This is a genomic window from Specibacter sp. AOP5-B1-6 (assembly GCF_052376555.1).
GTDB lineage: Bacteria > Actinomycetota > Actinomycetes > Actinomycetales > Micrococcaceae > Specibacter.
In genome coordinates, this window is sequence record NZ_JBQSVT010000006.1 from 117,139 (window position 1) to 142,028 (window position 24,890).

A 24,890-nucleotide genomic window follows, 5' to 3' on the forward strand; every position below is an offset into this window, starting at 1 on the left:
GGCGGTTCCTTTGAAATGCGGCATTGATGAAATTGGGCACGCTGTTTAAGCGCTTGCGTGCAGGATTGGGCTCCATTCTTACACCAAAGTCCAGTGACTTACAACACAAAATGCTCTTGCGTCATGGGCCATGCATGCCCTACGCTCGATTCAATCGATGCGCTTCGACTTTCATCGATGAAATTTTCGATTCGTTTGGCAGCAAATTCGCTTGACCCCATTGCCGGACATCCGCAGCGAGCGGCATTGCTGCGGATTCAAGGCATCCGCATTCACAAAGGAGTGGCACATTATGACAAAGCATGAACAGCAGGCCGGCAAGGGTCCCGGAAACATTAACCGCAGGTCATTTCTGGGGCTTGCCGGCATTTCCGCCGTTGCCCTGAGCACCGCGGCCGTCCTGACAGCCTGCGGCAACGGCGCCAGCAAGGCTCAGGTGACATCGTCGTCGGGCCTGGCCGAGACGGTGGCCAAGGTCGTCCCGAGCTACATTCCCATCGATCTGGTCACCCCTGACATTGCCAGCGTCAACGGCTCCACTCCCGGCTTCACCACCATCCCGGCCTCGCTGGTCAAGTCCGTGAAGGAAATTCCGGGCAAGGGAGGAACGTACAAGGCCATGACTCCTGCCTGGTGGACGGTGCCCCCGGCCCTGGCTGACAACAGCTACTACCAGGCTGTCAACGAGGCCCTCGGCGCCACCGTCGACTTTCAGGTCAACGATGGCAACAGCTACGGCGACAAGATCCAGACGGTGCTCGCCTCGCCCAAGAACGTCCCCGACTGGGTCGTCATCCCTTCCTGGAACCTGCCGCCGCGCTTCAGCCAGGCCGCGACCAGCGTGTTTGAGGACCTCACCCCGTTCCTGGCCGGCGACAAGATCAAGAAATACCCGAACCTCGCCAACCTCCCCACTGCGGCATGGAAGTTCAGTTCCTTTGCCGGCGGCCTCTACGGGCTGCCGTATCCCTCCACCGTCCTGACAAACGCCATCTTCTACCGCAAGGACATCTTCACCGAGATGGGCCTGGAAGCACCCAAGTCTGCCGCTGAGTACCTTTCCATTGCCAAGGAGCTGACAAATCCCGCTAAAAACCGCTGGGGTTCCGAAGATGTCTGGACTGGCGCGCAGCTCATGTTTGGCGTGCCCCCGAAATGGTCACTGGTTGACGGTGCGCTCGTAAACCAGGTGGAAACGGACGAATACCGCGCCGCCCTGGAATGGATCGCCAAGTTGTTTGCGTCCGGAGCCGTCCATCCGGACGCCGTGGCCGGCAACGCCCAGCAGTCCAAGTCCCGTTTTGAGTCCGGCGCCTCGCTCATGGCCAGCGACGGCCTGGGCAGCTGGCACGAATCGCTGGCGCGGGTCCTGCCAACGAACCCCAGGTACGACATGCAGCCCATGGACTTCTTCGCTCCCGACGGCGGCGATCCCACCCTTTACCGGGGAGCGCCTGCCAGCATTTTCAGCTTCATCAAGAAGAACAGCGACAAGGCCAAGATCGAGGAAATCCTGGGGTTGGCAAACTTCATGGCTGCCCCGTTTGGCACCGAGGAATACCAGCTGATCAACTACGGCGTTGAAGGTGTTCATTACGAGCGCGATGAACAAAACATCCCGCAGGCCACCGACAAGGGCCGCGCCGAAGTGACGAGCACCTACGCTTTTCTGGTCAGCCCCCCGATCGTCAACGCCATGGTCCAGTACCCGGGCTACGTGCAGTCCGCCAGCGACTGGGAAGCCCGCCAGGCCCCGTTTGTTGTCGAGGAAGAGTTCTTTGGGCTGCAGATCGAAGAGCCCAGCAAGTTCGGCTCGCTCAGCAAGCCCTTTGACGACCTGTCCATGGACATTGCCCGCGGCCGCAAGAAGATCAGCGATCTCGACGGTGCGATCGCCACATGGAAGAAGGACGGCGGCGATGAGCTCCGTGAGTTCTACACAGGATTCTTGAGCGCGTGAACGGGCAGCGCTCCACGGCCACGCTGGTGAAGACGGGCACCGCTGCTGCCCCGGACACCGAACCTCCCGGCACACCCACCGGCTCCGGCCGGCCCCGGCGCACCCGCGGCACGGCTGCCCTGCCGGCGGGTGTGCGGACCGGGCTGGGCTTCAAGGCCAGGTTCCGCCGCGACAAGGCCATGATCTTCATGACCCTGCCGGCGGTCCTGCTGCTGGCCCTCTTCGCCTACGTGCCCATCATGGGCAACGTCGTTGCCTTTCAGGACTACTCGCCGTTCGTGGGCATTGCCAACAGTCCGTGGGTCGGTTTCGAGAACTTTGCCCGGGTGCTCAGCGATGGCGACTTCTGGGTGGCCGTCAAGAACACCCTGGTGATCACGGCATTCCAGTTGTTCTTCTTCTTTCCCATTCCGATCGGCCTGGCGATCCTGCTCAACTCGCTTGTTCGCCCGTCCCTGCGCGCCACCATTCAAGCGGTCGTGTACCTGCCCCACTTCTTTTCCTGGGTCCTGGTCGTGGCCGTGTTCCAACAGATTCTGGGCGGGGCGGGGCTGCTCAACCAGCAGCTGCTGGCCCATGGCTGGCAGGGCCTGGACATCATGACCAACCCCGACACGTTCCTGTTCCTGATCACGTCCCAGTCCATTTGGAAGGACGCGGGCTGGGGCATGATCGTCTTCCTTGCCGCGCTCAACGCCATTGACCCCTCCCAGTACGAGGCCGCAGCGGTGGACGGCGCCAACCGGTGGAGCCGGATGTGGCACATCACCCTGCCGGGGCTGCGCCCGGTCATCATCCTGCTGTTGATCCTGCGTCTCGGAGACTCCCTGTCGGTTGGTTTCGAGCAGCTGATCCTGCAGCGTGACGCCGTCGGCGCCGGGGCGGCCGAAGTTCTGGACACGTTCGTGTACTACACGGGTGTCCAAACGGCGACTGGAGTTATGCCGCGGCCGCCGGGCTCCTCAAGGGCGTCGTGTCGCTGGCACTTATTCTCGGGGCCAACAAAGTAGCCCACCTATTCGGCGAAGCAGGGGTGTATTCCAAGTCATGACGACCATGTCAAAGTCACACAAAAAACAGGCCGGACGCGGTTGGCCGCGCAGCAGCGAACCTGCCCGCGCGGCGTGGGAGGAGGAACCCACCCGGACGGCGAAAGTTGCCAAGTCGACCACGCTCGTTATTGTGGTGCTGGCCGTGCTGCTGCCGCTGTACACGATCGTGCTGACAAGCCTTTCGCCCCAGTCAGTCATCACCAACGCCGGAGGCCTTGTGCTGGTCCCCGGCGACATAAGCTGGGATGCGTACCGGCAGATCTTCACGGGAGGCGTTGTCACCCGGGCCATCATGGTCAGCGTTGGCGTTACAGCGGTCGGCACCGTTTTAAGCATGGTCGTTTCCGTGCTGTGTGCCTACGGGCTGTCCCGGCCCGGCACACTGGCGCACACGCCGCTCTTGTTTGTCCTGCTGATCACCATGTTCTTTGCCGCCGGCATGATCCCCTCGTACCTGCTGGTGTCCGGTTTGGGCATGATCGACAGCTATGCGGCACTGATCCTGCCCAGTTGCATCTCGGTGTTCAACATCATCATCCTGCGCGGGTTCTTCATGGGCATCGACCAGGGCATCCTGGACAGTGCGCGGATCGACGGGGCCAGCGAATGGCGGATTCTGGGCCAGATCGTGCTGCCCATGTCCAAGGCCGTCTCGGCCGTCATCGCCTTGTTCTACGGCGTCGGGTACTGGAACGCCTTCTTCAACGCCATCCTGTACATCAATGACAGTTCAATGAATCCGCTCCAGGTGGTGCTGCGTTCCTATGTGCTGCAGGGCGTTTCCGTGCCCGGACAGATCGCCGTGGGGCAGGGTGTCGCCGCATCACTGGCCCTGCAAATGGCCGTGATAGTTGTCGCCATGGTGCCGATCCTGTTCGTCTACCCGTTCGTGCAAAAGCATTTCACCAAGGGCGTCATGATCGGTGCGGTGAAGGGCTAGTGACCAGCACCGTCCACAGCCTGCCCGGTGGTGGCCCGCCCTGTGGTGGCCCGCTGCACCAAGGTCGGCACAATCAGCCGCACCTCGGCGGGCTTCTCGGCATGCAGCCGTTCCATGACCATTTCGACGGCGGCCCGGCCAATGTCATGCGCGGGGATGCTCACGGCGGTCCATGGCACAGTACTGGAGACCGCCACATCGGTGGGCGCGATGGCCACCACCGACAGGTCCCCGGGGATCTTCAATCCCATGGTCGCGAGGGTGTCCCGCAGCATCGGCAGCAGGAACTCGTTGTGCACCACCAGCCCGGTCGCGGCATCGGGGCCCGTGACGAGCTCCTCCAGCGCTTCGGCCAGGGCACCCGAGGTGGATTCACAGGCGCGGCTGGCGAAGTCAACGCCGCCGGCGCGGCAGGCGTCCTCGAAACCGCTGCGCACCCGGTCCGCATAAGTGGCGTGGCGTTCCAGGGAGGCCTGCGGGGAGCCAATCAAGGCCAGCCGGCGGTGACCCAGCTCCAGCAGATGGCGCACCGAAATTCTGGACGCGGCGGCGAAGTCAAAGTCAACGCAACTGATTCCGAAGGCATCGTCGGGCACACCGATCAACACGGCGGGTTTGCCCAGCTTCGCCAGCAGGGGGATGCGTGGATCCTTCGCCTCAATGTCCATCATGACCAGCCCGTCAACAACCGACTGGGACACCACCCGCTCGATTCCGCCGACGTCGTCCTGGGTCAGGAGCAGCACGTCCTGCTCGAAGGTGCGTGCGGTGGTGACAACGGCGGCGACAAACTGCATCACGACGCTGACGTTGACATCTGCCCGCAGCGGCACCACGAGGCCCAGGACGTTGGACCTGTTCGAGGCCAGTGCCCGGGCGCCGGCATGGGGGCTGTAGCCGAGCTTTTCAATGGCTGCCAGCACCTCGTTCCGGGTGTCGGCCGAAATGGTCCGTTTGCCGCTGAGGACATAGGACACAGTGCTGGTGGACACGCCGGCAGCCCGGGCGACATCGTTCATGGTGGCCATGCCACTCTCCTTCTAGCAGTCCCTCCGCGGCCCGGCATTTCAGCGAACCGCTTCGAGTCTATCTGAGCATGCAACACAACAGATATCCATAATTACCGCACTCTTTTCATCGAAAGAATATTCAGTCCTTTCGACTCAACCCACCCATGGCAAAAGGAATTTCATGAACAAGCAACAACTCGGATTGGCCCCGGCCATGCCGAGTGACGGGCTGCTCTTCGGGGCCGACTACAACCCTGAACAATGGCCCCGGGAGAGCTGGCCGGCCGACATTGCCCTCATGCAGGAGGCCGGCATCAACCTGGTCACGGTGGGGGTGTTCAGCTGGGCGCAGCTGGAACCATCCGAGGGCCAGTGGAACTTCGCCTGGCTGGATGAGGTGTTGGCCTTGTTGCATGCAGGCGGCATCAGGGTCAGCCTCGCCACCCCCACGGCGTCCCCGCCACCCTGGCTGGGCAGGAAATACCCCCAAACGCTGCCCACTGACGCCCAAGGCCACACGCTTTGGTATGGCTCACGCAACCAGTTCAACCCGTCCTCACCGAAATACCGTGCGGCCGCCGCTGCCGTCACCGAAAAATTGGCCGAAAGGTATGCCAACCATCCGGCCGTGGCCATATGGCATGTTGGAAACGAACTGGGCCAAATCAGCTACGACGACGAGACGGCGTGCGCTTTTCGGCGCTGGCTCATGGACCGGCACACCTCATTGGACCGGGTCAATGAGGCCTGGGGCACCACGTTCTGGTCGCAGCAGTATTCAACGTGGGAGGAGATCCTGCCGCCGCGGAACGCCCCCTACATTGGCAATCCGGCCCAGGAACTGGACTTCAAGCGTTTCACCTCCGAGCAGCTCGTGTCCCTGTACCGTGCCGAACGGGACATCATCCGGCGCCATGACAGCGAGCACCCCGTCACCACCAACATGATGGGCTTCTTCCAGGGTCTTGACTACTTTAAGTTGGCGACGGAAACGGACTTCGTGGCCAACGACTGGTACACGGATCCGGGCGACAAGCAGTCGTGGCAGCTGGGCGCACTCACCCACGACCTGTGCCGCGGCCTGGCTGGCGGAAACCCCTGGCTGCTGCTGGAATCAGCAACCTCCGCGGTGAACTGGCGCCCGCACAATGTTGCCAAGGAGCCCGGGGCACTGCGGGTCGACGCGCTTTCCGCCGTGGCCCGCGGAGCCGACGGCGTGTGCTTCTTCCAGTTCCGGCAATCGGCGTTTGGGGCCGAACGGTTCCACTCGGCAGTGGTGCCGCTTGCCGGCCCGGAGACCCGCGTGTTCCGTGAGGCTGCCGCACTTGGAGCCGAAATGGCCCAGCTGGGCGAGCTGGCCGGCACCGCCAGCCAGGCCCTGATCGCGATCTTGTTCGACTGGTCCAGTTGGTGGGCTGCCGAGTCCGCCGCCCGCCCCTCGGACAAGCTCAAGGTCATGGACCAGCTGATGGCCTACTACCGGCCGCTGCTGCGTCATGGCCTGGCCGTGGAGGTGGTGCACCCGGACACGGACCTGGCCCGTTTTGACCTGGTGCTGCTGCCCAATTTGTTCATTCTGGCCCAGGAACAAGCCAACGCCTTGAAACGCTATGTGGCGGCCGGCGGACACATCCTGGTGGGCCCCTTCAGCGCAGTGGCCGACACGGAAGCCAAACTCGCCACCGGCAGGTTCCCCCGGATCCTGTCGGACGTTTTGGGAGTCTCGGGCGAAGAGTGGCTGCCGCTGGCCGGACCCGTGCCCGTGGTCTTCACCAGTCCGGACGCGAAGCTGAACCTGCTGGACATCCACGCGACGCTCTGGTCCGAGGACCTGGAACTTCATGGCGCCGACACCCGAACCCTGGCTTACTTCGGCTGCGGCCGCCTGGCCGGCAAGCCCGCCGTGACCGCAAATCCATGGGGCACCGGTGAAGCCTGGTACGCAGGCGCAGACCTGCCCGGCCCGGCCCTGGAATCACTGGTCATGTCAGCCGTCCGTGCTGCCGGGATTGAGGTTCCGGTGCCGCAGGGGCTGCCCGACGACGTCGAAGCCGTCCAGCGCGGTGACAAACTTTTCCTGCTCAACCATGGTCCCACCACCCGTTCCGTGGTCCTTCCCGACACCACCAGCACCACCAGCACCGTCACCCTTGCCCCGCACGGGGCCACCGTACTTTCACACAAGAGAAATCGAGTCCATTCATGAAATTCACCGACGGATACTGGCTGCACCGCCCGGGGATCACGGCACTGAACCCCCGCGACGTTTCCGACGTCGTCGCCGAGGGCAGCAAACTCTCGGTCTTCGCCCCCACCCAGCCGATCAAGTCCCGCGGCGACGCCTTGAACTGCCCGCAGCTGACCATCACCTTCGAATCCCCGTTGCCGGATGTCATCTCCGTGACGATTGAACATTTTCAGGGGGCCCTGGATCCGGGACCGCACTTTGAGGTCGCGGATGCCAACCCGGACGTCAACATCTCCATCGGTGACGGACAGGCTGTCTATGCCTCCGGCGCGTTGAGCGCACGAATCAAGACCGACGGCGCCTGGGGCGTTGACTTCATGGCCGGCGGCCACGTGCTCACCAGCTCGGTGCCGCGCAGCATCGGCGCCATCACCGACGCTGCCGGCAAGAACTACATGCACGAACAGCTCACCCTCGGAGTGGGGACCAATGTGTACGGCTTGGGTGAGCGCTTTGGTGCCTTCGTCAAGAACGGCCAATCTGTTGACATCTGGAACGAGGATGGCGGCACCTCCAGCGAGCTCGCCTACAAAAATGTCCCGTTTTATCTGACGAACAGCGGCTACGGGATCTTCGTCAACCATCCGGAGCAGGTCTCCTTCGAGGTGGGCTCGGAGGTTGTTTCACGCACCCAGTTCAGTGTTGAGGGCCAGAAGCTGCAGTATTTTGTCATTCACGGGGACACCCCGAAAGACATTCTGGCCCGCTACACAGAACTGACCGGGCGCCCGTCCCGGATCCCCGCCTGGTCCTACGGGCTGTGGCTGTCCACCTCGTTCACCACCAACTACAACGAAGAAACCGTCATGTCGTTCATCGACGGCATGGAACAACGCAGTCTGCCGCTGTCGGTGTTCCACTTTGACTGTCATTGGATGCGCGCCTTCCACTGGTCGGACTTCATTTGGGACCCGGCCACCTTCCCCGATCCCGAGGGGATGCTGAGCCGGCTGCACGACCGCGGGCTGAAGGTCTGCGTCTGGATCAACCCCTACATCGCCCAGCGCTCCCATTTGTTCAAGGAAGGCATGGAACTGGGCTACCTGGTCAAAAAGGAGGACGGATCCCTCTGGCAGTGGGACATGTGGCAGGCCGGCATGGCATTGGTTGACTTCACCAACCCGGAGGCAGCCCGCTGGTACCAGGACAAGCTGCGGACCCTGCTGGGCCAGGGCGTGGACTCCTTCAAGACGGACTTTGGCGAGCGGATTCCCACCAACGTCCGCTGGCACGACGGCTCCAGCCCGCAACGCATGCACAACTACTACGCGCAGCTCTACAACCAGGTCGTCTTTGACCTGCTGACCAAGGAACTGGGCCAGGGCGAGGCCGTGCTGTTCGCCCGCTCGGCCACCGCCGGCGGGCAGAAACTGCCCGTCCACTGGGGCGGGGACTGCGAATCATCATTCGCTGCCATGTCCGAGTCGCTGCGCGGCGGCTTGTCCCTGGCATCCTCCGGCTTTGGTTTCTGGAGCCACGACATCGGCGGTTTTGAGGGGACCCCCGACGCCGACGTCTTCAAGCGCTGGATCGCTTTTGGCCTCTTGTCCTCGCATTCGCGCCTGCACGGTTCCAACTCCTACCGGGTGCCGTGGCTGGTGGATGAAGAATCCAGCGACGTCCTCAGGCACTTCACCGAACTCAAGATGCGCCTGATGCCGTACCTGTTGGCCAGTGCGGAGGAGGCCTACGCCGCCGGGACGCCCATGATGCGCCCGATGTTCCTGGAGTTCCCGCAGGACCCGGGCTGCGCGGGCCTGGACCGGCAGTACATGCTGGGCTCGGACCTGTTGGTGGCCCCCGTCATGGATGCCAGCGGCTCCGTGCAGTTCTACCTGCCCGAGGGCACCTGGACGCATCTTGAAACGGGCGAGCAGATCACCGGACCGGGTTGGCAGAACAAGAATTTCTCGGTGTTCGAGTCTGCCACCTATGTCCGGCCGGGCGCCGTGCTCCCCCTCGGAACGGTCACCGACAGGCCCGAATACGACTGGCCCCGGGAGGTCGAGTTCACCGCCTTCGCCCCCGTTGAGGGCCAGCAGTCGGTCGTTGCCATCCCGACGCAGGGCGGCGGGAGCGCCGTCTTCGACGTGACCGTGACGAACGTGCACGGCAACAACAGCGGCAGCCAGGTCACCGCCGTCGAACGGTAACGCCAGGACGCGGCTAACAGCACTGCGGGGTTGGGGATCAGCTGACCTCCAACCCCGCAGCTCGTCAACTTAGGAAAAGTCTGCCGGGCCCAGCTCCGTCCACACCGTTTCACTGACCCGCACGACGGCGGTTCGCGCGCCCCAGCCGACGCCCACCTCACCGGCGGTGTGCGCCGCACGGGCCCGCAGGCGGGCCGAGACAAGCACCGGCGTGCCGGCGTCCGTGGCCCAGGCCAGATCCAGTTCAAGCCCGGGGCGCACCACCAGACCCCGGGCGGCCCCTTCCGGCCATACCGTTGGCACGGCAGGCAGCAGCTCGATCCGGCCGGCATGGCTTTGCACCAGGCATTCCAGCACGCCCGCCACAAAGCCAAAGTTGCCGTCGATCTGAAACGGTGGGTGGGCGGCAAACATGTTCGGGTACAGGCCCCCGGCGTGGGGGCCGTGCTGCCCGCCGGCGGTCCTGAACACCAACGCCAGCAGGCGTTCCACCGCATCGGTGTCCCTGAGCCTGGCCCGCAGCGCCAGTTTCCAGGCCAGCGACCAGCCGGTGGAATCGTCGCCGCGGGCATCGAGCGATCGTGCCACGGCGCCAGCCAGGGCCGGGTCAAGATCAGTCTCGCCGGGGTAGGCAAAGTACAGCTGCGAGACGTGCCGGTGGAGTGGCTCCGGCTGCTCGAAGGGCTCGGACCACTCCTGGATGGTGCCGTCCGGCGCCACGGGAATCTCCGGCAGCCTCCGCAGGGCATCCCGCAGCCGCACCACGAGGGGGTCCGCCTCGGGCGCCAGCTCAAGTGCCGCCCGGAAGAGCCTGCCGATGATGGCGATGTCCGCCGTCGAACTGTGGCTTGCGGCCGCAATGACACCGGCGGCGGTGCGGAAGTGGTTTTCCGGTGAGGTCGACGGGGAGGTGCCCAGCGTGCCGTCGGGCTGTGGGACCAGCCAGCCGAGGCAGAATTCGCTGGCCCCCTTGATGACCGGCCAGGCCCGTTCGGCCGCGAAATCGCTGCCGCCGCCGTGGCGCACATGTTCCCAGAGGTGGGTGGCCAGCCAGGCCCCGCCCATGGGCCAAAACGACCATGCGGCGTCGCCGGCCACCGGCGAGGTGAAGGCCCAGGCGTCGGTGTTGTGGTGGGCCACCCAGCCGTCGAGCCCGTACACGGTGCGTGCCGTGTGGCGTCCGGCTGCGGACAGGGCGTCGAGGAGGTCAAAGAGCGGTTCGTGGCATTCGGCGAGGTTTGCGCCTTCGGCTGCCCAATAGTTCATTTGGGTGTTGATGTTGATGGTGTAGTTGGAGCTCCACGGCGGCTGCATTTCTTCATTCCAGATGCCCTGCAGATTGCCGGGCAGGGTGCCCGGGCGGGAACAGCTGATCAGCAGGTAGCGGCCGTAGTTGAAGAGCAGGGCGGCGAGCGCGGGGTCGGCAGGGTTCTCGCGCAGGCGCCGGTCCAGCGGCCGGGACTGGTCCCCCGCTGGTTCACCGAGGTCCAGCTCCGCGCGGCCGTAGAGTTCCCGGTGGCCGGCAATGTGGGCGTCCAAAAGATCTTCCGTGGAAAGTGCCGAGGCCGCCCGCACGCATGCGGTGGCACGCGCCCTGGCCGCGGCGTGGTCGGGGTCCGGCGCCTGTCCCGGCCCGGCAAAATTCGTTCCGGTGGAGACCACGAGGCGCAGTCGGGAGATGCCGGCGGCAGCCAGCCTCCCGCCGTCGTGCGGCTCGGTGCCATCCAGCCCGGTGCCTTCCAGCTCGGTGCCATCCAGCTCAGCGCCGTCATGCTGCCAGTGTGCCACGACGGCACCGCGGAGCGATTCCCGGCCGGGCTGGTTGTATTGCACTCCGGTGGGAGGGGTGGCGTGCGACGGCGCGACATCAGTGGGCAGCTGCAGGTCCAGGCCCAGCGTGCCCGGTCCCACAGTTGTTTCCGCCACCCGCAGGGGGCTCACCAGCGAGGCGGTCACCTTCGGCAGGCGGCCGCCCGCCACCTGAAGTTCCAGCACCAGCACCTGGTGTGCGGCCGAGATGTAGGTCTGCCCGGTGATGGTCCGGCCGGCAATGGTGTAGCTGTGTTCGTGCACGGCGCTGCGCAAGTCCAGGCTGCGGCGGTAGTGCGGCGGCGGTTCGGGATGCGCCTGGTCACCGAAGTCCAGCACCAGTTCGGCGAAGGGCAGGTAGCTTTGCGTGTGGCCCGTGGCTAGCTTGGCCAGTTCGGCCTCGGCGGCAGCGTGCTTCCCGGCGGCCAGGGCCTCCCGCGCGCGGACAACCAGAGCCGGGCCGTCGCCACGGCCGGCCCCGTTGGCCGCCTCACTTCCGGGTGAACCGGACCAAGCCGTGGCGTCATTGAGTTGGATCCGCGACTGCCGGGTTCCCCCGTAGCACATGGCACCGAGCTTGCCGTTGCCCAGCGGCAGGGCCTGCGTAAATTCCTGCGCGGGCGCGTCGAACCACAGGGTGTGGGCAGCCGCGGCCTGGCGGGGCGGGCGCAGATCCGTGAGAAGGGCGCCGGCCGGGCGTGGTTGGGTCATGGCTGCTTTCTGGTGTGTGGTCCGCGGTGCGGCGGGTGCTTTTCCCCGTGTCCATGCTTCCAGAAAGGCCTGCCGTTCAGGCGTTTGTGACGGCCGGTTCCGGTTGCTTTTCAGCCGTTCTGCACCAGGTAGTGAAGTTGGACGACGCCGTTGTCAAAGCGCCGCTGGCCCAGCAGTTCCAGCCGGGTTTGCGTGGTCTCGGGAAGTGCCGCCTTCCCGCCGCCGACAATCACCGGCGTGACAAAGAGGTGGATTTCATCCACCAGCCCGGCACGCAGCGCCTCCCCGGCCAGTTCGGCCCCGCCCACCGCCAGATTTTCGTCCGCCCCGTTCTTCATTTGCCGGACAGCTTCCGGGTCAAAGACCCGCTCCAGCCGGGTCCTGGCAGTGGTGGCGTGGTCCAGGGTGCGGGAAAACACCACCTTGTCAGCCATGTGCCAGAGGTTGGCGTAGTCACGCACCACATGGGTGTGGTCGGGCTGGCCGTAGAATTCCTCCCACACCTGCATGGTCTGGTACATGCGGCGTCCGTACAGGTAGGTGCCGATTCTGCGTTCAAGGTTGTTGATGCAGCTGTGGACCTCTTCGTCCGGCATGGCCCAGTCAAACTTGCCCTCCCGGTCCTCAATGTAGCCGTCCAGTGAGGTGATCGCTGCGTAGATGAGCTTGGCCATGGCTGCCGCCTCCTGCAAATTGTGGGCCGGTTGATCACCAGTATTCGCCCATTTTGCCGGGGCGGCCAGCTATTTGCCGAGCTTTTTCAACAACCACTTCACGATCGCATCCGATTGGTTGCCGAAGGGGTTTTCATCAACAACATACGTCCATGTGGTGGAGCCGCGCCGGATGCCGGCAGCTGCCAGATCCACGCGGCCGTCCGCAATTTCAAGCGCCTCCACGGTCTCCAACGCCGCGGCATGGGCGTCGTCGAGAAAGCCTTCGAAGGCTCGGATGGTCTCGCGCCGGAACTCATCCAGCGGATTCTGCCGTCCCAGTGCCCGCAGGTGGATGGCGGCACGCTGCTCGGAGAGCAGGGCCAGGTGGTCGCTCCACAGGGCGTCGAGTTCAAAGAGCAGCACGGCCCGGCACGCCCGGGCCAGCTCCACGCCGCCCAGAATGCTGCGCAGCTCTTCCAGCCGGCCGGATCCCGCGATGTCCGTGCTGTCCGTGCTGTCCAGGATCTCCAGCGCTGCCGCCCTGTCGTGGAGGACCCTGTCGCGCTCCGCCAGCACCACCTTGCGCTGGTAGGCGATCAATTCGTTGTACTTCCAGGAGTTTTGTTGGGTGGTGAACCGTTCCTGTTCGGCCAGGCGCTGGGCGCGGTCAAGAAGTCTGGACACGCCCGCCCGGGTGACGAGTCCGGCGTCGTCCGTGTCTTGGTCCACGGAATCGCTGAGCTCCAGGCCATGGGCTTCCTGTCCATTGGCGGCCGGATCTTCCATGCTGGAGTAGATGATGCTGGCGCCGGGGTCGCCCTGCCGCCCGGCCCGGCCGCGCAGCTGCGCGTCAAGCCGCGGCGAATAGTAGCGGCCAACGATGATGACGAGCAGCCCGCCCAGTGCGGCCACGTCGCCATGCGCTTCCGCGTTGGCGGGGCTGCCGCCGAGCAGAATGTCGGTGCCCCGGCCGGCCATCTGGGTCGACACAGTGACAGCTCCCCGGCGCCCGGCCTGCGCAATGATGTCCGCCTCGACACTGTCGTTGCGGGCGTTGAGGACCTGGCAGTCAATGCCTGCGTCGGCCAGCAGGGCGGTGAAACGCTCCGACGCGGCCACGTCATGGGTGCCGATCAAGACGGGCTGGCCCGTGGCGTGGGCCGTGATCGCAGCGGCGATGACAGCGGCGTCGCGCTGCGCCCCTGTCGAATGGACCTGCTCCGCCCGGTCCTGGCGGATGCACTGCTTGTGCGGCGGAATGCGGCCCGCGTCAAGCTCGTAATGGGTGCGCAAATAATCCGCCACCGCCACGGCGGTGCCGCTCATGCCCGTGACGCTGCCGAAGCTCTTGACGAGGTCGCGCACCAGCAGCTGGTCCAGGACCTCGCCCTGCTCGGTGTGGTGCAGGCCTTCCTTGGTTTCCACGGCGGCCTGCAGGCCGTCCGGCCAGCGCTGCAGGTGGGCCACGCGCCCGCGCGAATCGGACACAATTTCGGCCTTGCCGTCGCGCACGATGTAGTCGACGTCGCGCTGCAGCAGGACCTGTGCGTGCAGGGCGACGTTGATGGAGGAAAACAACGGCGTGCCTGCCGCCGAATAAAGTTCGACGTCGGGCCACCTCGCCTCAACCCGGGCCAGGCCGGCATCCGTCAGGGAGACGTTGCGTTTGTTGGCGTCAACCGTGTAATCGGCCGCAGGCCGGAGCTCCTTGACGAAACTTGCGACGTCAACACTTTGCAGTTCGCTGCGAGCCCGCCCCGCCAGGACCAGGGGAACCGTGGCTTCATCCACCAGCACCGAATCGATCTCATCCACCACGCAGGCATCAAAGGGTTGCAGGACTGCCTCTTCCGGTTCGGTGCAGCCCCGGTCCCGCAAGACGTCGAAGCCAAGCTCGTTGACGGAGACGTAGACGATATCCGCCAGGTAGGCGCTCCTGCGGTCTGCTGCGTCCGTTGCCGAGGTCACTGCTTCGGCGCTGACGCCCAGAAGCTCGTAGAACGGGTGCATCCAGTGCGCATCGCGCTGGGCGAGGTAGTCGTTGACGGTGAGCACATGGACCCGTCGGCCGCGCGCCGCGTGGGCTCCGGCCACGACGGCCCCGACAAGGGTTTTCCCTTCGCCGGTGTCCATTTCGACGACCGTTCCGCGCAGCATGTTGGCTGCCGCCAGCAACTGGGTGTCGAAGAGGGTCATCCCGAGCGCCTCCTCCAGCAGCACGACCGCGCACGACAGGTAGTTTTCCAGTTCGGCGTCGCTCCAGACCGCGGCCGCCCCTCGCAGGCTGGCTAACTTCTGCTGCGCCGCTGCGGCCGCCTGCCCCGGTGCCGCATGTGTTTGCTGCAGTGTTGCGGCTTGGGCGGCTGCCCGGCTGGCAACGGTGCCCAGGACTGCCGTTTCCACGACGCCGGGGGTGTTCATGAGCCAATTTTTGAACTTGTTGCCCAGCAAGGGCCTGCTCTTGGCGGCCCGTTGCTTTGCGGATGTTTCGTTGTTCATGCGGTTGTTCATGCCCATTGCGTCATCATCCCATTGTTGTATGAAATATTGCCGCCCGCCCCTGTGCGGAAGCACATGAGCCGCCGACGGGACGGCTTGTCCGGGCTAGCGGGCGTCTGCCGCATATTCTTCCCGCAGCTCCGCCGAAAGCGTGGGTATCTGCAGCGACAAACGCTTCCAGCCGACACCCAGTTGGGTCCGCCCCAGTGCCTCCGCAATGACAGCGAGGGAGCTTCCCTGGCGGAGCATGCCGCGCATGAGCTGCTGGTCCTCTCGTGAGTACGCTTCACCCGACAAGGGTGCGGTGTTTTCGTCGTCGAGGCAGCCCTGGGCGCCAAACATCAGGCGGACCAGCCGGATGACAACGTGGCGGAGCTCGATGCGGGTAGCTTCTTCCAGGTCGTAGATGGAGCAGCCTGCGTCGTAGAGAAGAACTACCTTGGCCGTCTCGGTGCGGGTCCATGTCCGTTCCCGGCGCTCGTCCACCGCCGGGAAATCCGGCACAGCGATCTCCAACCATTCCCGCGCGGGGACGCAAATTGGTGCAGGCCCATGGCGGGGTTCATACTCTCCAACGCCCCATGCTTTGGGCACGATTACACCAAAGCAATTTCTTCACTGAGGTCAACGGTCTGCGCAAGACTCACAGAGCCGCCAGTCTCAATGATTCGACCGAATTCCACGGCTTGAGCCAACCCCTTTTTGAAGTGGTCGGTCACAGTTTTGCTGGTTTTTTTCCGGCCAAATGCGTTCATCACCGCATACCGCAGAGCATCTAGATCCATGCTGCCTTTGTTCGTTAGCACTGCGACAATGGCGTTGGCCAACTCCACCGGGCTGACGTCGTTGAACGCTCTTACACCTTCCCCGCAACTGCGGTACAGCAACCAACGCTGGGGATCAACGCTCTTTGCCCAGACGACCCCGTCGTTGTCCTCCACCACGTCCGATTTGGTCATCTGGTGCAAGATACTTTTTACCCGATCCCTTTGCACCCGCTTCAGACCGAAGGCATTTCCCACGAGCTTTGCCAGACGCTCGGCATGAATGGGGGCCTCGGTGTCGACAATTACCTCAATGATGGCACGGGCATTTTGCTGTGCCGCCTTGGTGCGGTGCCTGTCAAGATCATCCTGGACGCCCATGACGGTGACTTCCCACGGTTCCCATGTGGTTTCATGGCCCATGGAATGGAAGCCTTGGAGACCGGGTTCGCGGGGCGCATCTTCAAACCCTTTGGACCTGTCCAACATTCCGCGGCATGTAGTTGCAATTTCAAACCTCGTAGGGAATTCATCCCGGTTAGGATCCTTCAAGAGCTCAGGTTCTTCGGCGGTTTCCAATGTCCGCGAATCACTGGAGAGTTCACCGACGAGGCGAGTGTGAAGTGACGCCGCTTCCTCTGCCCGGACAACATCACCAATGTGGGTCATTACAATTCGGACCGTGTCCAGAAGATGGCTTGCCTCAAAGTGGCTGAATTCATCATTGTGCGCCCAACGCTTCCGGAAGATGCGCAGGATGCCACCATAGGAACTCATGGTGCGGTTGTAGTCGCCAGCGTCGAAGGGATGGCCGATTCCGCCCAGCCGTTCCGTGATCACGCGAAGCTGCATGGCAACATCATTGCAGGCGTAGATGTAGCCGATCTTGCCCTTACCAGCATCAAGCTCTTTCAGAACCAGCGGCCATTCCAGTTCACCAATAATGGGCGCCATAACTTTGGCAATATGAGCATCCAAACCCTTGCCCAAGATGGTGCTGGCACTGCCTACAACGTCGTTCGGTGTCATTCCCGCGTCCCCTTGCTCGTGATTTGTACCTACACCATTGAGACTACGAAGAGGGTCTGACATTCCATGAGCTTGCCCTGAAACAGAGCAGGCTCATGGACTTATGCGTCCAGGTCCTCCACCGTCACCACGGGCCCCTTGTAGTCCACGTCAATGGCTTTGAAGTGGGCCCGCCCGCACAGGATCTTCGCCTTTTCATCCGGATGCAGCTCGTCGATGTTCCTGGTGGACTTTGTCTCAGCAACCAGTGACAGCGCCACTTCTTTACCGTCGATGACCTGCTTGCGCAGAATTGCCCAGTCCGGGTTGTAGGTACCCAAAGGAGTGGGCACCTTGAATCGGGCAGGAAGCTTCAAGTACGTCAGAACATCGTCGTACATGTCATCCAGCGCCTTGGCGAAGGCTTGCTCAACGCCTGAGTCGTAGCGGACGTGGGTGTAGACGGAGAACTCAACTTCCTCCAAATACTTGCTGTCAACAAAGCCTTCACCGTCAGAAATGATGCCCTGTTCCCACGCGAAGTTCAGCTCATCTTCGTCAATTGGGTGGTACTGAATGCCTTCCACCATGAGCCGGGCCTTGGACTCATTGACCGTTCTGGCGATGAGGTCCAGCACGCCCTGCGGATTGACCTTCAGCTGTCCCAGTCGTCCCGACTCAACCATAATCTTTGCCACGGTGGCACGGGTCAATCCCGTCTCTCGCTGAAGGTAGGCAATGACATCCGGGATGCGTTGCTTGTGAGCTTCTGCTGAGTAGACCTTGGACAAAGAAGACTGCGTCGCTTCGACACCACCGCGTTTCTGCTTCGTTCCTGCAGTGATTGCGACCGAGGCATCCACATAGCGGATCTTGGGGGCATTGACTGCCAGTTGGCCTTGCAGCCTGCTCACGACGTCGGCCACCAGCTTCTCGCTGTCAACGGTCACCTGATAACGGGTCCTGGGGCGGATGCTCTGCCACAATTTCAGGAAGTCCGGGTCCTTCTTCAAATTGATGCGCACCTTGACTTCGACCTGCTCGCGCTCGTTTACGACGCGGCCGCCGTCGAACTTGGCACCCGTGTCCTCCTCAATTTCGCTCTGCAGGGACTTGGCAAAGTCCTCGTAGTGTTCGTTGGCGATGACCGTGAGCTTGCTGACCTGCGGATCCAGGCAGCGAATACCGGACTCGTTGACTGGCAGTCGGAGACCGCGGCCAATTTCCTGGCGCTTGCGGTCCTCGGACTTGGATTCATTGAGGGTGCAGATTTGGAAGACGTTGGGATTGTCCCATCCTTCACGCAGCGCCGAGTGGCTGAAAATGAAACGACGGCGATTACTTAGGTTGAGCAGCTTGGTCTTGTCCCGCATGATCTCGTCATAGATGACCTGGTCATCGGCGGTTACGCCGCTCGTATCCTTGGCGGCTCCGGTCTTGCTCTTGGCAAAGTAGCCGCTGTGCACTTCATCCACATCAGGGAGGTCAAGGCCGGCGAAACGCTGCTCATCCTTCAGCTGCGCATAACTTTGCTCAAACCAACACCGAATCTTGGGCTGCTCCTCAATGGAGCCCACATAGTTGGCCACCTTGTCGATAAAGATGACAGAGAGCACCTTGACCCGCTCGCCCGGCATGGTGAGGTGATTTTTCAGGTATCTCTCATGCTGGAGGTGCTTTTCGATCGTTGCGTAGATTTGTGCTTTCATCATGGCATCCCGGTCAGTGCTCTGCTGGTCGCCTTTGTACAACACGCGGTCGTTGGCGAATGACACCGATTCCTCAGTGGCGTTGATGTCCTCGACAACCCAGCCTCGGTATTGGCTCAAACCACCGGACATCTCAAGGAGATCCTGCCCCTGTTGTGAGACTACAACGGTTTTTTGCACAATGCCCTTGGGCCCCTGAAGATCAATGACAAGCGAGGCTTGAACCGAGCTCTTCAACGCCACGATGTTCTTCACCAAGATGTTGGTGGCATTAAAATCATGGTCCTGGAGCACGGATCTCACCTGGATCTGTTTCACCAGGCCTAGGTCGTACGCACGCACTGGATCCAGCTTGTGGACCTGGTTGTAGCGGTCCTTGTGCGTTGCCGAATAGCGCAGGGTAAACAGAGGCTGGAGCTGGGCGATGGCCGCTTTGCTCTTCATGCTTTCCATCTTCTGTGGCTCATCCATGATGACGATGGGCCGAGTCTGCGCAATCAGGTCAATGCCCTGCCCCAGCCCCTCGATGTCCTTGTAGAGTACGTTGCCAGCCCGTTTGAAAGAATCCAAGGTCATGACCATGACCTTCAGGTCGTTGTCGCGGTTGAAGCTGCGCACTTTGTTGATGTTCTTGGACTGGTAAACCCAGGCGTCCAACGACTGGTTCTCGAAGACCTCTCCGAAGTGCTCCTTCATCCCCTTGATGCTCTGCAGCACCCCCTCGCGGATCGCCACGGACGGCACCACGATGATGAACTTCCGCCAACCGTACTTCTGCCGCAACTTATGAATTGTTCGCAGGTAGACGTAAGTCTTACCCGTGCCTGTTTCCATCTCCACGCTGAAGTTGCCCCACGCGAGCGATTTGTCGCTCGAGCGGCTGAGCACCAGCTTTTGGTCACGAGCAGCGGCAGGAACATGGTTGTTGTCCCGGTGCTGCACATCTTGGAGATTGATCATTACTTGTTCGTCGGAAATGACCATGTTGTTTCCAACGCCAGACTCGGTGAAAAGCACACCTTCTTCGACGTAGGAACTCTCAAATGTGCTCTGCGCCAGTGGCTGGCCTTCAAAGAGATCTACAACGGCGTCAATCGCCGCCAGCTGATAACTCTGAGTTGCGTCAAACTTAAGTTTCATGGTGTGCCTAAACCGTTCGCAGCGCGTCGTCTTTGTCCGGATCGCTTTCCGAACGGCGAGCGGCAAATTGGTGTCGAGCATTCACCTTGAGAGAGTCGTTGTCGCCGAAGCCCGAATCCAACAGATAGACCTGCTGAACTTGGGGTTCCAACGCCAAAAGCCCATTGATGAAATCCTGCGTAATGGAACGATTAGCGCTAACTGCGATGAGTCCTTCGACTGCCAATGTGACATCTTGGCCATCGACCTTGATGGTGGTGAGATCGGTGTCCAGACGGATGCCGGCTTTGAGCAGGATCTCGTGGACGATTCCCTCATCATTGGCGTTCGTATTGATGTTATTCACGAACGTTTCGAGGTCCTTCGCCACCAGCGTTTCCGCGTCGGCGTCCCAGTTCTTGAAGTTCGATTCGCTCAGCTTGAATGAACGGAAGCCAATATCCATATAGCCACCGGTGAGACCAGCTTCTTCCTTGATCTTTTTGCCAGCTCTCCGTATGCGCTCACGGGTGATGTCCGAGATCTTGGGGAATTCAGGGTTGTCGGTAGCTTCAGGCAGCTGAACCAGAATAAAGCGTCGATTGCCACCGTCTTCAGCATTCTGTTGCATGACAGCATGCCCAGTTGTCCCAGAGCCCGCAAAGAAATCCAGGACGAGATCCCTCGTCTTGGACTGTGTTGTGGCCCTAACCAATTGTTTTACAAAGTCTACGGGCTTCGGATAGTCAAAAGTATCTGGCAGTCCTAACTCGATCAGGTCCTTCTTCCCTTCCTCAGAGAGAACTTTGATGATCGAGTAGAGTTTCGATGTTGCAGCTGCGACTGGAATTCTTTTCGCAATCGCATGCATCCCCATCCCCCAAGGGATCAAAAACATGGTCCCAGCCTCGATTGCCGCATCAATCTCATTTTTCTTGGCCAGACCTTTGTACTGTATTACTTCTTCGTACATGCAACGGCGCTCAACACCCGCATCGTATTTACCAAATACTTTGCGTAATACGTCATCATCGATGAGATAGTCGACCCCGTCAATATTTTCGATACGCCCTTGCACCACCTTGTCACGCCGCAACGGAGCCATTTTAGCTTGGTCTTTGGCAACAGCGATCACATAATCATGCCCTCGAACTATATTCTTAGCATTCCCTCCCCCTTTGGCCCGCTGATGGATGAGCGTAGCTACAAAGTTCTCTTCACCAAAGACTTCCTCAACAACGAGGATCAGTCTGGATAGTTCCGCGTCGTCGATGGAAATTAGGATAACACCGTCCTCATTCAAGAGATTCCGAGAGGCAACTAGCCGTGGATAGACCATGCTTAACCAATCTGAATGGAACCTCCCCGAAGAGTCCTTATTACTTGACGTTCTAAATCCGTCGCCATCAATCTGTCCTGAACGATAGAGATAACTTTCCGTGGGCTCGGCAAAGTCATCGGGGTAAACAAAGTCCTTGCCGGTGTTGTATGGCGGATCGATGTAGATCAGCTTGACTCGGCCGTAATAGCTCTTTTGAAGGAGCTTGAGCACTTCGAGGTTGTCGCCCTCGATAATGAGGTTCTTGGTCGTGTCCCAATCAACAGAATCATCAGGCATTGGCTCGAGAGTGGCCGTCGACTGCTTCTGCGCCAGACGGACGGCGTCGCGCTTGCCCGGCCAGGTAAGTCCGTAACGCTCCTGGGACTCTTCTACTTTTTCTCCAAGCAGGATTTTCAATTTCTCGACATCGACCTTGCCATCGGTCATGGCCTCGGGGAACAGTTGGGCAAGCTCATCGCCCCGATCGCGAACCCCATCTGCTGCAAGTTGGTTGATGGCAAGATCCTGATCGGACACGTTAAAACCCCCGAAATAGCTGTAAGGCGACACAAGTCACCCATGATGACATATATACATGTCATTAACGTCATGAGTTGGCGCTTGAGTCAAATGGATGACGCAAAGAAGAACCCTCCACCCTGATGCGGCCCGCGCTTTGGGCGCCCTTTTGTCTGTCCAGAGGGACAAAATCGGCAAGACACAGCAGGCCATCGCCGACTTTGCTGGCGTCTCCTTGGGTTACTACCGGACTTTGGAGCGCGGTTCAGCCGACTACGCCACGAAACGCGTATCCAATCCTTCTGTAGCCATGATTATCGACGTTGCCGATGCATTACAGCTTGACCCGGCAAGTCTCATCGAAATCGTTGTCGCGAACCACGGAACCATGGAAGCTGAAAAGCTAAACCAGTTCCCACCGAACCGTTAGAACATCCTCAACGCTAAGTTCAGCGCCTAATTTGACTTCGACGCCTGAGAGCAGGTCATCTCGCCGTGCATCAATGGCGTCCTCCTCATCTTCCAGCGCCCGCCGCTTCGCCTTCCGTTTGCGCTCCAAGAGCTGTTTGCCTCGTTCGGCAGCGAGCCTGTCTGCCAGACCCATGCCTGCCATCTGGCGCACCGCTTTGGATACATCCTTGAGCTGTTTATCAAGATCCTTGATTTCAAGCTCCAGCCCGGATTTGAGGTCCTCAGCCCACCGGTCCAACTTCTCGGACTCCTGAATGAACAGCTCCTCCAGCCGTTCCCTCTGATCCGCATCAAATTTCCGCGTTTCAGTCTCGATCGCGTCAGCAAGCTCCCTGTTGGAAACCATTTCAGCAGCAGTCGCGTGTGCCTGAGCCAACCCAAATAACCGGTGCACTTGCTCGGGTTCCAGTATGCCGCCGTCGTCGGTGGTCCCGGCAAGCAGCAACTCGACGACGCTATCGGCGGAGTCAAATGAGGCTCGACGAATGGCCAGCGAACCCGTTTTCCCCTTCAGTCCCTCCAGCGCACCCACCGTGACAGGGCTGGACGAGTAGTCGAAACGGATGCAAGCAGGGACAAGCTCTCTCTTGGATGCGGAACCAATCAGGGCCGTGGCTAGCGCTGTGCCATGGTGATAGAACTCTGCCGAGCGGTCTTGAGCCAAGCCCCACTCGAGGGCGTGCCTGCTATGCCCGGCAATTTTGGCAGCACCGACCAGAATCGGTTCTGCCACTTCAAAGAGGAATTCCTTGGTGCTGAACTCCACGCCAGTAGTTCCAGAGAATTCATGCTGGGTCAGCTTCCACAACGCAGATTGGATTGCACCGAGAGTTCCCTTTCGCCCGTCGAACTCCACCTTGAGCCGCTCCAGGACTTCGTCATCAAAACCGTCGAGCAGAGCGGTTCGGGTCGAGTCCATCTTTGCCTCGATCTCGGTTTCAAGGTCCTTCCGCAACTGGACGAACGCTGCTTCGATCTGCGTTGTCGTTCGACATTGTTGATAAACGTCTGCGATGCGCTTCTCAAAATCGAAACCAGAGGCGAGGGCACCAAGAACTTCATCACTGGCGCCAAAGACCCCACTGAACAACTGAAATTTCTCATCAAGCAATTCATAGACGCGCTGATCTGCCTCGTTGGAAGTGTTCAGGAAGTTGACCACGACGACGTCGTGTTTCTGGCCATACCTGTGGCAGCGGCCAATCCGTTGCTCGATCCTCTGGGGGTTCCATGGGAGGTCGAAATTCACTACAAGCGAGCAGAACTGCAAGTTGAGACCCTCGGCGGCAGCCTCGGTGGCCACCAATATGGAATAGTCGTTGCGGAAAGCCTCAACGATTGCCGATTTAGTGTCAGAGGCCCTACTTCCTCCGGAGAGGCCCATCTCCATGCGCTTATCGCGCCACTGTGAATACAACGCCTTCGGTAGCGGCTCGGTGTTGACTCCGTTGATGGTCAGCACTTGCCCCGCGTAGCCGCTGCTTTCCAACAGCTCCACCAGGTGTGCCTGCGTCCGGCGAGACTCTGTGAAGATGACAGCCTTCCTTGGTGCACCTCGCGCGGCTGACTTCTCGAAAGCCAGCGGCAATGCCTTGAGAAGCGCTGCAGATTTCGCGTCGTTACGAATTCCCAACGCAAGTTCCGAGAACTCACGCAGTTCAGCGGCCTCCTCCCGGCGCCCCTCGATCTCACTCAAATGATCAGGGTCCTGCCAAACTGTGCCCCGCCTCCCGACCCCAGTACCAAGCCCGTTCATCACACTGGCTTCGGTCCCGGCAGATTCCAGCCCGCCGTCGTAATCTTCATCAATCTCCAGTTCGCCCGCGAGCGCGGGCGCACTCCCGTCAACGGAGACGCTCGATTCCAGCCGATCGGCCATACGGCCAAGAGTCGTTCCAATGGCAAACGGGGACGAGGCGAGAATCTTGCGGAGTATCAAACTCATCAGGGCCCGCTGAGCGGAAGGCAAGGCGTAGGAATTCTCGCGAATCAAATATTCGCTGACGAGTTCATACAGTGCTTCTTCATCCGGGGTAGGAGTGAAGTCCTGCGTGATGGGCACGCGGGAGGTGAATTTTACGTACTCGCGGACCTGCCGGCGCAGTGTGCGCTTGACCACCGGCGCCAGGCGCTCCTTGAGCTCCAGCATGGCTGACGGTTGAATTCCGGCACCGGCGTATTTGGCCCGGAATGACTTGTCATCGCCGAAGAGGTGTGGGTCGATGACAGATACCAGCCCGTAGAGTTCCATCAATGAGTTCTGCAGCGGCGTTGCTGTAAGAAGCAGAGTCGGCGCATCTTGGGTTGCCTCTGCAAGCTGTTTGGCTCGCTGGTTACCCTTCTTCCACACGTTCCGTAGCTGATGCGCTTCATCAAAGACCACGCGATCCCAGCTCACAGCGCGAACATCAGCACGGTGGGCTGCAGCAAAGTGGTAGGAGCAAATCAGTACATTTTTGGGATCGTCAAAGGGGTTGCCGCCAAACGCATAGCCTACTTTGTCCAGCACTTTGGCTGGGAGTCCAAACTTTTCGGTGAGCTCACTCGCCCATTGTCGACGCAACGTGGCCGGGGCAATAATCAGCTGCCGGCGTTTCCGTCGGGACCAAAGCTGGAGCAAGACCAGGCCGGCTTCGATGGTTTTTCCAAGCCCCACCTCGTCAGCCAGCACGACGCCCTGGCTCAGAGGCGATTGCAGCGCGAAGGCAGCAGCTTCAACTTGGTGCGGGTTCAAGTCCACCTTGGCTTGAGCCACCGCTGAGGTGATATCCGCCGTCGTGCCGTCTTGGGCCAATAGGACATGGGCCCAATACTTGGCGTGATGATCCGTGGTCACGGCAGCTCCCCTCAAAAGCATATATACATGCTTTCTACCATGAAGGTAGTGGAAGCACTGCTTCGATACCCCTCAGTGACCACATAACTCAATCAATATGCACGT

At 61.1% G+C, this 24,890-nt stretch carries 15 protein-coding genes and 1 pseudogene; 7 read left to right on the forward strand and 9 right to left on the reverse strand.

All coding sequences use genetic code 11. The features are described from left to right. Window positions 1-177: 177 nt before the first annotated feature. From ACT3TS_RS04690 to ACT3TS_RS04705, 4 genes and pseudogenes are all read left to right on the forward strand, one after another. A complete protein-coding gene (locus ACT3TS_RS04690; RefSeq protein WP_444530329.1) occupies window positions 178-306 on the forward strand; it encodes a hypothetical protein in 129 nt (42 codons plus the stop codon). Then, a complete protein-coding gene (locus ACT3TS_RS04695; RefSeq protein ID WP_444530330.1) occupies window positions 293-1,960 on the forward strand; it encodes an extracellular solute-binding protein in 1,668 nt (555 codons plus the stop codon). The genes ACT3TS_RS04690 and ACT3TS_RS04695 overlap by 14 nt, the downstream gene beginning before the upstream one ends. A 23-nt stretch (window positions 1,961-1,983) precedes the next feature. Then, a pseudogene (locus tag ACT3TS_RS04700) lies at window positions 1,984-3,011 on the forward strand (ABC transporter permease). A 5-nt stretch (window positions 3,012-3,016) separates the two neighbouring features. Then, complete coding sequence (locus ACT3TS_RS04705) at window positions 3,017-3,952, forward strand: carbohydrate ABC transporter permease (protein WP_444530331.1); 936 nt, start codon at window positions 3,017-3,019, stop codon at window positions 3,950-3,952. Here ACT3TS_RS04705 and ACT3TS_RS04710 read toward each other — a convergent pair. Beyond that, window positions 3,949-4,980, reverse strand: coding sequence for a LacI family DNA-binding transcriptional regulator (locus ACT3TS_RS04710; protein WP_444530332.1), 1,032 nt, complete (start codon window positions 4,978-4,980; stop codon window positions 3,949-3,951). The genes ACT3TS_RS04705 and ACT3TS_RS04710 overlap by 4 nt on opposite strands. Before the next feature lie 163 nt (window positions 4,981-5,143). Here ACT3TS_RS04710 and ACT3TS_RS04715 point away from each other — a divergent pair, with 163 nt between their 5' ends. Beyond that, entirely contained in the window at window positions 5,144-7,168 is a 2,025-nt protein-coding gene (locus ACT3TS_RS04715) for a beta-galactosidase (protein ID WP_444530333.1), read from the forward strand. Next, entirely contained in the window at window positions 7,165-9,363 is a 2,199-nt protein-coding gene (gene yicI, locus ACT3TS_RS04720) for an alpha-xylosidase (protein ID WP_444530334.1), read from the forward strand. The genes ACT3TS_RS04715 and yicI overlap by 4 nt, the downstream gene beginning before the upstream one ends. Window positions 9,364-9,432: 69 nt before the next feature. On the opposite strand, the gene ACT3TS_RS04725 is transcribed toward yicI, so the two are convergent. The 7 genes from ACT3TS_RS04725 to ACT3TS_RS04755 form a co-directional block, all read right to left on the reverse strand. Further along, on the reverse strand, window positions 9,433-11,883 hold the full coding sequence (locus ACT3TS_RS04725) for a glycosyl hydrolase family 95 catalytic domain-containing protein (RefSeq protein WP_444530335.1): 2,451 nt from the start codon (window positions 11,881-11,883) through the stop codon (window positions 9,433-9,435). 110 nt (window positions 11,884-11,993) lie between these two features. Further along, complete coding sequence (locus tag ACT3TS_RS04730; RefSeq protein ID WP_444530336.1) at window positions 11,994-12,557, reverse strand: dihydrofolate reductase family protein; 564 nt, start codon at window positions 12,555-12,557, stop codon at window positions 11,994-11,996. Between the two features lie 69 nt (window positions 12,558-12,626). Beyond that, window positions 12,627-15,038 carry an accessory Sec system translocase SecA2 gene (secA2, locus tag ACT3TS_RS04735; protein ID WP_444530337.1) on the reverse strand — a complete coding sequence of 804 codons (2,412 nt, stop codon included), beginning with the start codon at window positions 15,036-15,038 and terminating at the stop codon, window positions 12,627-12,629. Window positions 15,039-15,143: 105 nt separating this feature from the next. After that, a complete protein-coding gene (locus ACT3TS_RS04740; protein WP_444530338.1) occupies window positions 15,144-15,542 on the reverse strand; it encodes a hypothetical protein in 399 nt (132 codons plus the stop codon). 92 nt (window positions 15,543-15,634) lie between these two features. Then, entirely contained in the window at window positions 15,635-16,831 is a 1,197-nt protein-coding gene (locus ACT3TS_RS04745) for a DUF3320 domain-containing protein (RefSeq protein WP_444530339.1), read from the reverse strand. A 101-nt stretch (window positions 16,832-16,932) separates the two neighbouring features. After that, a complete protein-coding gene (locus tag ACT3TS_RS04750) occupies window positions 16,933-19,659 on the reverse strand; it encodes a restriction endonuclease (RefSeq protein ID WP_444530340.1) in 2,727 nt (908 codons plus the stop codon). Between the two features lie 7 nt (window positions 19,660-19,666). Next, window positions 19,667-21,496 carry a site-specific DNA-methyltransferase gene (locus ACT3TS_RS04755; RefSeq protein ID WP_444530341.1) on the reverse strand — a complete coding sequence of 610 codons (1,830 nt, stop codon included), beginning with the start codon at window positions 21,494-21,496 and terminating at the stop codon, window positions 19,667-19,669. 97 nt (window positions 21,497-21,593) lie between these two features. On the opposite strand from ACT3TS_RS04755, the gene ACT3TS_RS04760 reads away from it, so the two are divergent. After that, on the forward strand, window positions 21,594-21,908 hold the full coding sequence (locus ACT3TS_RS04760) for a helix-turn-helix domain-containing protein (RefSeq protein ID WP_444530342.1): 315 nt from the start codon (window positions 21,594-21,596) through the stop codon (window positions 21,906-21,908). On the opposite strand, the gene ACT3TS_RS04765 is transcribed toward ACT3TS_RS04760, so the two are convergent. Further along, window positions 21,882-24,785, reverse strand: a complete 2,904-nt coding sequence (locus tag ACT3TS_RS04765) for an SNF2-related protein (protein WP_444530343.1) — start codon at window positions 24,783-24,785, stop codon at window positions 21,882-21,884. The two genes, ACT3TS_RS04760 and ACT3TS_RS04765, sit on opposite strands and share 27 nt — an antisense overlap. Window positions 24,786-24,890: the final 105 nt, after the last annotated feature.